Origin of the sequence: Vibrio sp. TRT 17S01 (assembly GCF_050113695.1) — a bacterium.
Taxonomy (GTDB): Bacteria; Pseudomonadota; Gammaproteobacteria; order Enterobacterales; family Vibrionaceae; genus Vibrio.
In genome coordinates this window covers 182,514-195,500 of sequence record NZ_JBNJOG010000006.1, presented here as the reverse complement: position 1 = coordinate 195,500, position 12,987 = coordinate 182,514, and the positions used below count along the sequence as shown (strand labels likewise).

10 protein-coding genes and 1 tRNA gene are annotated in these 12,987 nt (G+C 42.1%); all 11 read left to right on the top strand.

Annotated elements, in window-relative coordinates; all coding sequences use genetic code 11:
- The first annotated feature begins 29 nt into the window (after positions 1-29).
- The 11 genes from ACQEXS_RS11740 (at position 30) to ACQEXS_RS11690 (ending at position 12,693) form a co-directional block, all read left to right on the top strand.
- Positions 30-2,453 (top strand): ATP-binding protein, encoded by a 2,424-nt coding sequence (locus ACQEXS_RS11740; RefSeq protein WP_427013956.1) that lies wholly within the window; start codon positions 30-32, stop codon positions 2,451-2,453.
- 226 nt (positions 2,454-2,679) lie between these two features.
- On the top strand, positions 2,680-3,129 hold the full coding sequence (locus tag ACQEXS_RS11735) for an L-alanine exporter AlaE (RefSeq protein ID WP_427013955.1): 450 nt from the start codon (positions 2,680-2,682) through the stop codon (positions 3,127-3,129).
- Positions 3,130-3,274: 145 nt separating this feature from the next.
- Positions 3,275-3,362, top strand: a tRNA-Ser gene (locus ACQEXS_RS11730).
- A 497-nt stretch (positions 3,363-3,859) separates the two neighbouring features.
- Positions 3,860-4,762 (top strand): LysR substrate-binding domain-containing protein, encoded by a 903-nt coding sequence (locus tag ACQEXS_RS11725; protein ID WP_427013954.1) that lies wholly within the window; start codon positions 3,860-3,862, stop codon positions 4,760-4,762.
- A gap of 604 nt (positions 4,763-5,366) precedes the next feature.
- On the top strand, positions 5,367-6,029 hold the full coding sequence (locus ACQEXS_RS11720; RefSeq protein ID WP_427013953.1) for a cysteine hydrolase family protein: 663 nt from the start codon (positions 5,367-5,369) through the stop codon (positions 6,027-6,029).
- Positions 6,030-6,043: 14 nt separating this feature from the next.
- Positions 6,044-6,916, top strand: a complete 873-nt coding sequence (locus tag ACQEXS_RS11715) for a DUF2877 domain-containing protein (protein ID WP_427013952.1) — start codon at positions 6,044-6,046, stop codon at positions 6,914-6,916.
- Between the two features lie 62 nt (positions 6,917-6,978).
- Positions 6,979-8,520 (top strand): acyl-CoA synthetase FdrA, encoded by a 1,542-nt coding sequence (gene fdrA, locus ACQEXS_RS11710; RefSeq protein WP_427013951.1) that lies wholly within the window; start codon positions 6,979-6,981, stop codon positions 8,518-8,520.
- A 14-nt stretch (positions 8,521-8,534) separates the two neighbouring features.
- Complete coding sequence (locus ACQEXS_RS11705) at positions 8,535-9,962, top strand: DUF1116 domain-containing protein (protein ID WP_427013950.1); 1,428 nt, start codon at positions 8,535-8,537, stop codon at positions 9,960-9,962.
- Complete coding sequence (arcC, locus tag ACQEXS_RS11700; protein WP_427013949.1) at positions 9,959-10,909, top strand: carbamate kinase; 951 nt, start codon at positions 9,959-9,961, stop codon at positions 10,907-10,909. Before ACQEXS_RS11705 ends, arcC begins: the two co-directional genes overlap by 4 nt.
- Positions 10,910-10,952: 43 nt before the next feature.
- A complete protein-coding gene (locus ACQEXS_RS11695; RefSeq protein ID WP_427013948.1) occupies positions 10,953-11,342 on the top strand; it encodes an allophanate hydrolase-related protein in 390 nt (129 codons plus the stop codon).
- Positions 11,343-11,445: 103 nt separating this feature from the next.
- The gene (locus ACQEXS_RS11690; protein WP_427013947.1) at positions 11,446-12,693 is read left to right on the top strand and encodes a cytosine permease; all 1,248 of its coding nucleotides are present in this window, start codon (positions 11,446-11,448) and stop codon (positions 12,691-12,693) included.
- The last annotated feature ends 294 nt before the right edge of the window (positions 12,694-12,987 follow it).

The window sequence follows — 12,987 nt, the reverse complement described above, 5'->3', positions numbered from 1 at the left end:
TTTGTTAAACAACATAATATCAACTGTTTATGAGTATACGTTCTTCGTTAAAAAGAAAGAGTATTATTGCACTTGCTGTTTACCTTGCCCTTGTCATTACTGTCATCGGTACGGTCAGCTATATGGTGGTTGAGCCGCCAATTCGCGATCAGTTAGAACGTAATCTCGATACCCGAAATCAGCTTCTTTCGGAACAAATATCAGAGCCCCTCAATAGCTCACTGGGCATTTTGCAAAGCGTGGTCAGTATCGGTAACACTGGCGAGTCGCAAGCTCATCAAGAGCATATGTTGTTTTCACTCTTTTTAGTATTAGATGGCATTACCGTCAGTGGTGGTTTGTGGCCAATCCCCTATTCGATCGATAAAGAAGTTGCTTATTCAAGCTTGTTTTTCAACCGCGCATCAGATGGAAAAATTGATAAAGTGACTTCGTGGGATAACCCAGAGTCTGGCGGATACGACAAAGAAGATTGGTATACCTCGGTAGTCAACCAACCCATGGGAACGGTGTCTTGGTCGCAAGTGTATATCGATGCCTTTACGCACGTACAAATGATCACTGCTTCATCGCCTTATTATATCAATGGCGAGTTTGCCGGTGTTGCGACGGTAGACCTCTCGTTGGCCGAGTTAGTAGATTTTGTTCGTCGCCATGCGGAACAGAATGAGCTAGGCGTGTTATTACGAGATGCGCACGGAGATGTCATAACAGAGCATAATTTCCAATTAGTGAAAGGGATCTACATTAGTCAGAACAGTTTTGGTGACTTTAATTGGAATGTGGAAGTGGTTAACTCCAAACGGTTAGTGGCAGAGCAGGTATATGATCTGGTGACTAAAGTGGAGACGGGGATTATTCCAATAATGCTTATCTGCGTAATGGCGGGTTATGTGTTAATTAACCGCTCATTGATCCGGCCCATTACTGTGATTGCACAAAAAGTTGATGATTCACGTCGAGGCGGCATCATCGACATGACCTACCGCAGTGACGATGAAATTAAGCATTTGATTGATACCTTCAATCAAAAGACTGTTTATCTTGAAGCCGAAAAGGTAAAGGCTCAAGCTTCTACCAAAGCAAAAAGTGCATTTTTGGCAACCCTATCCCATGAAATTCGAACGCCGATGAATGGGGTGCTCGGGACGGCTCAAATACTATTGAAAACCCAACTGAGCGATGAACAACGCAAGCATCTGAAAACGCTGTATGATTCGGGCGATCATATGATGACGCTACTCAATGAAATTCTCGACTTCTCTAAAATTGAGCAAGGGCATCTAGAGTTAGAGAAAAACGCTTTTCCGTTTGACTCCATTGTCGGCAGTATCAACAGCGTTTACCACACACTCTGTTCAGAGAAAGGGTTGCAGTTTAAAGTCTATTCCGAGATCAGCAATGGTCGCTGGTACCGTTCAGACAAAGCGCGGCTGCGTCAGGTGTTGTTTAACCTTCTCAACAATGCCGTTAAGTTTACCTCTCGTGGCTACGTTGAAGTCTATTTCCGTGAGGTGGAAAAAGATGGCAATAACTACTTGTCAATCAAGGTGCGTGATACGGGGATTGGCATCGCCAAGAGCGCGCATGAAAAAGTTTTTAAGCCGTTCGAGCAAGCGGAATCTTCCACCACAAGGCGTTTTGGTGGCACCGGTCTTGGATTAGCGATTGTTAAACAAATTACGGATTTGATGAATGGCAGTATCGAGCTTTCAAGCGAGCCGGGGATTGGTACCAGTTTTGAAGTTCTGCTGGAAATGGAGATATCAAAAGCAGGCTCAGTTGAAATAAAAGAGCACCATAGATTGGACTACTCAGGTCTAAGAGCGCTGATCGTTGAAGACAATCGCACGAATGCCATCATCCTCACCACCTTTATGAGCAATAAAGGGTTTACCTGTGAATGTGTAGAAAATGGTGAGTTGGCGGTTTACCAAGTCGTAAATAACGAATACGACTTAATTTTAATGGATAACCACATGCCAGTGATGGATGGCGTAGAAGCCATCTCCGCGATTCGTGCATTAAACAACCCACAATCTAAGATCCTTATCTTTGGTTGTACTGCCGATGTATTTAAAGAAACACGAGAGCGAATGCTCGGGTCTGGCGCCGACTACATTGTGGCAAAACCAATCGATGAAGCGGAGCTTGATGATGCCCTGTATCGATATGCTAAAAAACTCTATCAATTCAAACCGCAAGCGAAAGCTGTTGAGCAAGAAAACAACATTGAGCAAACTTTGCTAGAAATGTACTTAGCAGTAGAAAGCCAAGATATACCAAGAGTAACGGTTTGTTTAACTCGTTTAGACAACGCCCTTCCAGAGAACATAGAAGCCTCAATCCAAGACACATTAACCCAATTGAAACAACAGTTGATGGATGATGTCCTACCTTCTCAAACCGAATTAGATGTATTAACCGTTCTTTTAAAAGACTACTGTAGTTAAATTACAGTATTTTGATTAAAAATTAATCGAAGCTGCAAAATCTAGATATAAAAGCTAGTTTTTGTTCAGTTTTTGGTTATATATTCACTTAATTGTTTTCAATAAAGAATTTAAAGCTGAATTATATATGATTTAATAGTCATATAAACTGGTGTTTTGTTGTTAATCCAGTTTTATGTGTTATGAGTGCTCTTTTTATGTAGTGAAATGTTTTAGAGGGAAAGCAATGAAAGTGCGTGGGCCATTTTGTATTCGTCATGCTGCAGCGGATACGTTTGCTATGGTGGTTTTTTGTTTTATTTCAGGAATGATCATCGAGATCTTTATTTCAGGAATGACGTTTGAGCAATCTCTCGCATCACGCTTACTCTCTATCCCAGTGAATATCGCTATTGCATGGCCGTATGGTCTCTTCCGTGATTTTGTTTTAAAGCAGGGGAGAAGGGTTTCTCCAAGCGGCATCATGAAGAATATCTCAGACCTAGTTGCTTATGTGCTGTTCCAATCCCCTGTGTATGCGGCAATTTTATTTACCGTTGGTGCCTCAACCGACCAAATCGTTACAGCAGTAGCGAGTAACGCACTGGTTTCTTGCGGAATGGGTGTGTTATACGGCTACTTTCTCGACTTATGCCGTAAATGGTTTAAGGTTCCGGGTTACTACCAACAAGCTTAAACTGGCTAACAACGCGCCGCATTAGTCAGATAATAAGCAAACGAGGTTGGGATAAGGGATTTTTTAGGATTACCCCTTGACCTTATCCAGTAGAATCATTAAATTAGCGCCTCGTTAGCCAAATGCGCTAACCACAATTTGATTCGGTGAGTTGTCCGAGTGGCTGAAGGAGCACGCCTGGAAAGTGTGTATACGGCAACGTATCGAGAGTTCGAATCTCTCACTCACCGCCACATTCTAAGAGGTCTGATTTATCAGGCCTTTTTTCATATCTGAACTAAAGCAATGTATCTTTGTAGCCATGTCAAACATCGCTCTATCGATAACCTAGTAACTACGGATATTTATATCTTCTGCAGTTATCTTGGAACTGATAACAATTAAACCAAGCCTTCAAGCTAATTATTACTTGTAAGCGATGAAACAGATATCAATGTTAGCTTTTCAAACTTCATTCTTGCACAGCCCAGCAATCGAAGCTGCTAAAGTAATCTATAGTGATTTTCTAAATAGGAAGAAGATCAAAGTACTATTGCTAATGGAGGTCGATATAGTTAGTTTACAGACAATTTATTTTGATTTAAGTCGTTTGATGATTTCCTGCGCTGTGTTTACTTATATCGAGACTAATGGGAATATAATATCACTTCAGAGCATCCACTTACGATAATAGAGCTCTTATTATGTAGCTTGGTATTATGGATGTGATTTCCTAGTTGCGAATATTACTATGCCATTATCAAAAGAATCACTAAAAACTATACATACAATTGCTAGCTCAGCCAATTTTTCCGTTGCTGCAGAAAGATTGAATCGGGTGCCATCTGCGGTGAGCTATACTGTCAAGAAGCTTGAGGAAGAGCTCGGGTTTGATTTGTTCGATCGGTCTGGACGCCAAGTCAAGCTAACCCCCGCTGGGCGCTATTTTATTGAACAAAGTGGTTGGATGTTGGACTCGTTTGAAGAGCTTGTCCGCAATAGTGCCCTTATTAGTAGTGGTGTCGATATTTCGTTTGATATTGCGATTAATAATATCATCAACCGTAATAGTGTCATTGAATTAGTTAGCCAACTTAATCAGCAATTTCCTGCTACACAAATAGCAATTAATACGGAAGTTTATAATGGTTGTTGGGATGCACTCTATTCGCGCCGGGTAGACTTAGTAATAGGTGCACCGCATTCTGCTCCGAAGCTGGAAGGTATTGTTTATCATACTCTTGGCAAAGTAGAATGGGATTTTATTGTTGGACAAAGTCACCCATTAGCGGCACATGTAGACATTTTGACTACTGAAGAATTACGTCGTTATCCGGTCATTGTGGTACGAGATACGTCACAACATATTTCACCACAAGACTCGTGGTCTCTAACTGGGCAGAAAGTGATTTATGCTCCCGAATTAACGACAGCAATTCGTATGATTGAGCATGGCATCGGCATTGGATACATTCCTCATCATCGGATCACAGACCAACTTAATCAAGGTTCAGTGCTGAAAAAAGCGATTGTAGAGCACAAGCAGCCGACACAACTGTTTTATGCATGGCATGCTCAGCGAAAAAGTCCTGTTCTAGAATGGTGCGTTAACTATTTAATTCAAAATGAACACAAGTTCAATTGGCATAATTAGCTGACTTGGAAGTGAGTTTTAGAGTTGTTTCTTTGTTTTCAATCTTAAAACCTCCTACTTCAGTTAGAAGCTATCATTAACTTCGTTTTTGCCTACATTTCAGGACTACCTAATTTTTCTTTGCTCCGATTACATGAAAATCCAAGCTCTATGATTAAACTCCCTAAACAAAATCAATAGTTTTACTTAGTGTAGAATCTTAAAAAATTATACCTAGTGATACTGAGATATTAAGGCCCAGTTCATGTCTATGTTCTTTATTGTTGGCTACTACTAACCTTTTTTAGATGGTGGCGGTTTACTTATTTTTTATCATCTTCATAAGAGCATCCATATCTCAATTTTTACACTTTAATCGTATAAAAATTTGATGCTTTAGTGCAAAAACTTAGCGACATTGTCACTAGATTTTATTATTTACTCTTTTAATAGTAATAAATCGGTTATTGTTGCGATGGTGATCTCATTTCTCCTTCCTTGATTCAAATTCTTTGATGAATGAGGCTTAACTTTCTCACTTTTTTTGTACTTAGTGCGGAACTACACTCCATAACGAACGCATAACAGCGTCAACAAACACTAATAACAAAAAGGTATGATAGTTATGATTAAGTCATTTAATGCTGAACCCTTTGCCCTAGAATTTGATCCTACAACTACTGCGCTGGTTATGATTGATATGCAGCGCGACTTTGTCGAGCCTGGTGGTTTTGGCGAAGCACTTGGTAATGATGTATCACTAGTACGTACTGCTATTGAACCCTGTGTAGCGGTTCTTGAAGCTGCTCGTCAAGCCGGTCTTATGGTGATTCATACACGTGAAGGTCACCGTGGTGATCTGGCTGACTGTCCAGCGGCGAAACTAACTCGCGGCGGAAAAACATTTATTGGTGAGATGGGGCCAAAAGGTCGCATTCTTATCCGTGGTGAAGAAGGCCATGACATCATTCCTGAGTTGTACCCAATTGCAGGTGAACCAGTCATTGATAAACCAGGTAAAGGTGCTTTCTATCAAACAGATCTACATCTAATCCTACAAACTCGTAACATTAATACATTAATAGTGTGTGGCGTGACTACTGAAGTGTGTGTGACTACCACTGTGCGTGAAGCCAATGATCGCGGTTATGAGTGTATTGTGCCTGAAGATTGTGTTGGTTCTTATTTCCCAGAGTTCCAAAAATATGCACTTGAAATGATCAAAGCTCAAGGTGGTATTTTTGGTTGGGTCTCGCATTCAAAAGATATCATCGAAGCGATTAAGTAATCAGGTATTGATCAATGTTGCTTGCGGTAGAGAAAGGATGCCGGTTTCCTGAACAGGCATTTGACGGTCGAATTCACAGCATTTTTAACAATGCAATCAATGTTATCAGCGATGATTCGATAGTGAAAACGTGGGTGTCGCTACTCGATCTTTCTCTACCTAATACACCTTGTGGTCTATCTTTGCCTTTGGTTAAAGAGTCACGCTTTGGGCAATGCCAAATTGGTGACAAGGTGTATTTCCGTGGTGGTATTTTACGCTTTGGATCTGATCCTAAATTGAGCATAGATAGCCGCTCAGCAATTGAATGGCAGTGTCCACCACAAGTAAAAGAATATTCGTTATATCAATTCAAAGAAAATATATCTCATATAGAAAATTATTTTGTTCAATATATAAATAATTATATTCAATCAGAGATATATACTGTTCGTTATAGCGATTATTTAAATCACTTATCGATTGATATTGGCTTTAACTTATTTAATAAGCCTGAAGCTGTGGCTCATAATTTAGGTAAAGGTCAAGGGCTAACACCTTCTGGTGATGATTTTATTTGCGGAGTTCTGGTATTACTCACATATGCGTCTCAATACTCAGGGTTTTATCAAAGCTCTTGTGATACAGCGCGGGCGAGAATAATCAAAGCATGTAGTTTGCAATGGCATACGACGACCGATGTTAGTCGTCATTATTTGCAGCAGGCGTGTGAAGGTGATTTTTCCCAGCCAGTTGCTTGGTTGGTGTATTCAATTTTTAATTCTACTTCTTTAAATGAAGTGGAAGAAAAAATTAACAATGTATTTGAAATAGGTTCGAGTTCCGGAATCGACATTGTTTCCGGAATATTATTTGGTGCTCATTGTTTACAACAAAATATAGATTAGATAACGGATTTAAGTCTCTATTATTTGAAATTTGTAAATAATGCCAAAAAGTGGTTCTAACTATGGCAATAGAATATAAAGCATTTGAAAACTTGTATCAGGATTCTGTGTCTTTGATGCAGTTATCCGCACAACTAAATAAACTTGATGGGATCGAAGAAGCTTCAGTCGCAATGGGGACCGAAGCAAACCTTACACGTATGGCTGATGCGGGTTTTGGCTCAGATATCTGTGCAAAACCTAATGATTTAGTTATTGCGGTGAAAGGGGGAGAGCAAGCGTGTATTCAGGCTATCGCGATGGCTCAAGAGCAATTAATGTCGCGTAAAAATGAAGTGAGTACTACGAGTGATTATGTTCCACCATTAACTAGTTTTGCGTTGGGCTTAGAGCAAAACCCAGATGTTAATTTAGCATTAATTTCCGTGCCAGGTGAATACGCCGCTGCTGAAGCAATTAAAGCGCTGAATCTTGGCCTCAACGTGATGATGTTTAGCGATAACGTACCACTAGAAGATGAACTAGAAATCAAACAATTAGCCCAAGCGAAGCAGCTTATGGTGATGGGACCAGACTGTGGCACCGCAATAGTTAATGGTATTCCGTTAGGGTTTGCCAATGTTGTTCGTCAAGGTGAAATTGGCATTGTGGCGGCATCTGGTACGGGGCTACAAGAGGCGACATGTCGTGTACACCAATTAGGTGCAGGTATATCGCAAGCTTTAGGAACCGGTGGCCACGACTTACACCAAAATATTGGTGGTATTTCGATGCTGACAGGTCTTGAGGCTCTAATTGAAGACGAGCAAACCAAGATTATCGTGTTGATTTCAAAACCACCAGCACAAGAAATTGCAGAGCACATTCTTCAAGTAGCGCAATCAACAGAAAAGCCAGTGGTGGTGCATTTCCTTGGCGCACCGAGTGACAGTATTGAGCGTGAAGGTATTTACCCAGCAGCTAGCTTAGCACATTCAGCCGAAGTCGCTGTTGCGTTGTTGAATCGACAAACAGTTATACCACCTCAAACGATTACCGCTGATATGACACAGTCAATATTAGAACGTGTGAACGCGTTAGCAGACACTCAGAAATTTGTTCGTGGCGTTTTTGCTGGCGGTACATTCTGTTTTGAAGCTCAGCTTATTTGTCATCAAGCAGGTATTACGGGTTACTCCAATACACCAGTTTCGACCTACAGCATGCTGGATAATGTGTGGCAAAGCCAAGGGCATACCATTGTGGACTTAGGAGATGATGCCTTCACTCAAGGTCGTCCTCACCCAATGATTGATCCGACATTGCGTAATCAACGAATTTTACAAGACGCGCGGGATCCCCAAACGGCGGTCATTCTGTTTGATGTCGTACTTGGTTATGGTGCATCTGAACAGCCATTGGCAGAACTTTTAGCGGTGTTGTATGAACTGAAGCAAGAGCAAATCCAATTACCCGTATTTATTGCTCATGTATGTGGTACCGAAAATGACCCTCAATCTCGCACCCTTATCCAGCAAGCACTTACCGCGCAGGGTGTGATCATTGCCGACAGCAATGCACAAGCGGCTGAATTCGCCGCTCTAATCATCAACCAGATAAATTGATAAGGAGCTACAGAGTGAAAGCTTTATTTAGTCAAAAACTGTCAGTTCTAAATGCAGGTTTAGCCAGTTTTGCAACCAATATTGAACGTGCAGGTGGGAGTGCGATCACCATGAATTGGCAGCCGCCAGCCAATGGCGATAAGCAAGGTGGTATCGCACTGGCTGATCTGACTAACCAGTGGGATATCGAGCAAGCGAACCAAATTGCGATGAGTCGCTATTTGGCTGCTCAACCAACGTTAGTTGATGTGATGTTAGCGGGTGAGGCTATCCCTGAACTTGCTGAACGAAAACTCATTTTACATGCGGGTCCTCCGATTGCTTGGGCAAATATGTGTGGCCCAGTACAAGGTGCGATTCTTGGTGCGATCGTATATGAAAAGTGGGCTGAAAGCATTGAACAAGCACAAGTGATGATCGATTGCGGTGAGGTTCAGTTTGAACCCTGTCATCACTACGATGCAGTAGGGCCAATGGCGGGGATTATTAGTCGTTCAATGCCACTATGGGTTGTGGAGAACCAAACTGAGTTTGGTGTTCAACGCGTTTTCTCTAATTTCAACGAAGGCTTAGGTAAGGTTCTGCGTTTTGGTGCTAACAATAGTGAAGTAATTGAACGTTTAGAGTGGATGGGGACTGAGCTGACTCAAGCTATGAAAGCGGCAGTGCGTGAGATAAATGGTTTAGAGCTTAAACCAATCATGGCGCAAGCACTGCATATGGGGGATGAAGTTCATAACCGTAATGCAGCCGCTACTGGTTTATTACTCAAACATTTGATTCCAGCGTTACTTTCTACTCAGTTAGAGCAAGGCCAATTAAAGCGAGTGATCAGTTTTATTACGTGCAACGATCACTTCTTTTTAAACCTTTCTATGGCGGCGTGTAAGAGCATGCTTAAAGCAGCCGAAAGGGTTGAAAATAGCTCTATGGTTACGGTGATGGCGCGCAATGGTGTCAACTTTGGTATTCAGCTATCAGGTACAGGTAAGCAGTGGTTCCAAGCGCCAGCGAATCCTGTCAATGGTTTGTTCTTCCCAGGTTATGGCGTAGAAGACGCGGCCGCTGACCTTGGTGATAGTGCGATTACAGAAACAGCAGGCGTGGGCGGTTTCGCCATGGCCTCTTCTCCAGCGATCGTTAAGTTTGTTGGCGGTACACCAAATGATGCTACTAACAATAGCCGGGCTATGCAGATTATCACGCTAGGAGGCAACCCTGCCTTTACTTTACCAGCATTGAACTTTGCACCAACCGCTGCGGGCATTGATGCGCGTAAGGTGGCCGACAATAGTGTACTTCCAATTATCAATACTGGTATTGCCCATAAACAAGCGGGTGTTGGTCAAATCGGCGCTGGTATTACGACGGCACCTATGCAGTGTTTTGTTGATGCGTTGTGCGCACTTGATGCTCTACGTTTCAGTGAGGTAACCCAATGAATAAACGTCCACTTGCAGTTGTCGCCTTTGGTGGCAACGCATTAATTGATGATAACGACCATTGTTCAATTCGAGATCAATATTACACGGTAGAAAGCAACGTTGGCTACCTAGTGGACCTAATCGAACGCGGTTGGGATTTAGTGATTACTCATGGAAACGGCCCTCAAGTTGGCTTTATTTTACGCCGCTCTGAGTTAGCGGAGCATGAAGTATCGCCGGTCCCGGTGGATTACGCAGTTGGTGATACACAAGGTGCGATTGGTTACATGTTCCAAAAAGCACTAACCAATGAGTTAAATCGAAGAGCGATTGCTCGTCCCGTGGTGTCACTGGTGACACAGACTTGTGTGGATGCAAGCGATGAAGCTTTTGTAAAACCGAATAAACCGATTGGTTCATTTATGACTCAAGAAGTTGCACAGCAATGTGCCAACAGTCTGGGTTGGAGCATCATGGAAGACTCAGGTCGTGGCTGGCGTCGCTGCGTAGCGAGTCCTAAGCCTTTAGAAATCGTCGAATTACCGAGTATTAAACAATTAATCGCTAGCGGTACATTGGTGATTGCCTGTGGTGGTGGTGGTATTCCCGTTGAGCGTGATGAACAAGGCAATCTGGTTGGCGTGGAAGCGGTGATTGATAAAGACGTTGCGTCAGCACTACTTGCGGAGAAGCTTCAGGCTGACATGCTAATTATTCCGACAGGTGTAGAAAAAGTCGCGATTAATTTTGGGCGACCAGATCAGCAATGGCTAGATAACCTTACACCTTCTGAGGCGAAGCGACTTTGCGATGATGGCCAGTTTGGTGAAGGTTCTATGAAACCAAAAGTAGAAGCTTTGCTGCAGTTTATGGCTGCAAACCCAAATGGAGCAGGCTTAATTACTCAAGCAAATACACTGTTACAAGCACTTGATGGCAACACAGGTACTTGGATTCGCAACTGATTTTATTTGGGCCCATTAAGTGGGCCATTATTGGAGATGTTTTATGTCAACTGAGACAACACTACTAGCTGTGAATGGCACATTGATGCGCGGTCTTAAATTGAACCACAACTTAATTAATGTGGGTGCTAAATTTGTACGAGAAGACATGACAGACAAGCACTACCGCTTATGGTCTATCAATGATGATCACCCAGCGATGATTCGTACCATTGAAGAGAGCAACTCAGTTGATCTGGAAATATGGGCTTTGCCAGTGGCTGCGTTTGCTACCGTATTGAGCAATGAGCCTGCAGGCCTTTCAATTGGTAAAGTTAAGCTGGCTGATGGTAGTGAGGTACTTGGTGTGCTTGGCGAACCTTGTTTAGTAGAAGGCCAAAAAGAGATAACTCATACAGGTGGATGGCGTAAATACACCGAAGCATTGATCTAATGTTCTAGATTTTTATTTTCAGCCATCTCATTAGCTTCATTGCTAAACCCTATATTGAGATGGCTGCAAACAATAATAACAATCAAGATAAAGGGTTTGAATTATGTCTAATAATAGAAAAAGCAATGACGTGCCGAATACCGCATCAGGTTTTCAGATTGCCATGATCCTCCTTGGTATTCTGGTTACTCCGGTTCTTTTGGCTTCATCAAGTTTAGGTAGCCAACTGGAATTGGGCAACGCGGCAATGATTATTGCTGTTGGTAGTTCGATTCTAACAGTATTAGCGATAATCAATATTTCAATAGGTGAGCGAGCGCGTCTACCTACCTATGGTATCGTTAAATTCTCCTTTGGTAACCAAGGTGCGATTGCAATCAATGTGATCATGGCGATTAGCCTTTTTGGTTGGATTGCGGTCACCGCAAATATGTTTGGTCACAGCGTTCATGATTTATTATCTGGCTTTGGCTTATCAGTTCCTGTGCCATTGTTAGTAGCGATTGGTTGCGTGATTTTTGTGGTCTCTACTGCTGCGGGTTTCGAGATGTTAGGTAAAGTGTCTAGGATGGCTGTACCAGTGATTGTAATACTCATGTTCGTAGTGCTGTTTCTAGCAACGGATTCTGATATTGTGCCAGCTGAGAATCTGCAACAATTGCCATTTGGGGCAGCCGTTTCATCTGTTGTTGGTACTATTATCGTGCTAGTCACAACCTCACCAGATTTTGGCAGTTTTGTGCGAAATCGTGAACACGCAGCCATCGCTGGCGCATTAACATTTGGCTTAGCATATCCGGTGTTATTTCTTGTTGGTGCAGTGCCGAGTTCACTGACTTCAGAAGGTTCATTGCTTGGAGCTATGGCTTTAATTGGCACTACGCTACCAGCTGCCATTTTATTAGTATTTGCTTGTGTAACGGGAAATGCAGGCAACATGTTCCAAGGAACACTCGCGGTATCGACGTTATTTAGCAGTATTGCTAAGTGGAAGATTACAGTCGTACTTGGTGTACTAGCAATGATTTTAGGTAGCATGGATATCATGGGCTGGTTTATCCCGTTCTTACTGTTCCTAGGTATTGCTACACCACCAATTGCTGGTATTTACATTGCTGATTTCTTTATCAATCGCCGCCAAGGCTATGACCAATCATTGCTAGAAAAAGAAGCTGCGGTAAAACCGATGACATTTGTGGCTTGGGGTATTGGCTCCTTGGTCGGTTTTGCGACTGTAAATGGTGTGTTTACGTTAACGGGGATATCTTCTATTGACTCAATTTTCGTTGCGTCAGTAGGTTATATGTTGTTGTGTCGTACTAAACCTCTAGTAGAGGCTAAGAACAAATAAACCGTACTTAGGTTGTAATATTTAAGCCACCGTCCCTGACGGTGGTGACTGCTTGGGATAATTAATCTAAGAGTCATTTACTTATCATGATGGCGCTTTTTACTTGCGAAGAATTTAGCTCGGTCAATCGATGGTTTCCTTTAGGGTAATATTATACTGAGTTTGATTTTTCATGGTTTATCACACAGTACTACTCAATGTAATGCTTTTATTATGTGATATTGAATCAATGCATATAATCTCATCCCGCAGCTTCATCATTTTGTCTCGTATATAGTCTGTTCGAATTGACGT

What these genes read in the sequence shown, in the direction of transcription:
- fdrA (WP_427013951.1), top strand. Translation starts at nt 6,979, where the DNA reads ATGGCAATAGAATATAAAGCATTTGAAAACTTGTATCAGGATTCTGTG.
- ACQEXS_RS11740 (WP_427013956.1), top strand. Translation starts at nt 30, where the DNA reads ATGAGTATACGTTCTTCGTTAAAAAGAAAGAGTATTATTGCACTTGCT.
- ACQEXS_RS11715 (WP_427013952.1), top strand. Translation starts at nt 6,044, where the DNA reads ATGTTGCTTGCGGTAGAGAAAGGATGCCGGTTTCCTGAACAGGCATTT.
- ACQEXS_RS11720 (WP_427013953.1), top strand. Translation starts at nt 5,367, where the DNA reads ATGATTAAGTCATTTAATGCTGAACCCTTTGCCCTAGAATTTGATCCT.
- ACQEXS_RS11690 (WP_427013947.1), top strand. Translation starts at nt 11,446, where the DNA reads ATGTCTAATAATAGAAAAAGCAATGACGTGCCGAATACCGCATCAGGT.
- ACQEXS_RS11725 (WP_427013954.1), top strand. Translation starts at nt 3,860, where the DNA reads ATGCCATTATCAAAAGAATCACTAAAAACTATACATACAATTGCTAGC.
- arcC (WP_427013949.1), top strand. Translation starts at nt 9,959, where the DNA reads ATGAATAAACGTCCACTTGCAGTTGTCGCCTTTGGTGGCAACGCATTA.
- ACQEXS_RS11695 (WP_427013948.1), top strand. Translation starts at nt 10,953, where the DNA reads ATGTCAACTGAGACAACACTACTAGCTGTGAATGGCACATTGATGCGC.
- ACQEXS_RS11735 (WP_427013955.1), top strand. Translation starts at nt 2,680, where the DNA reads ATGAAAGTGCGTGGGCCATTTTGTATTCGTCATGCTGCAGCGGATACG.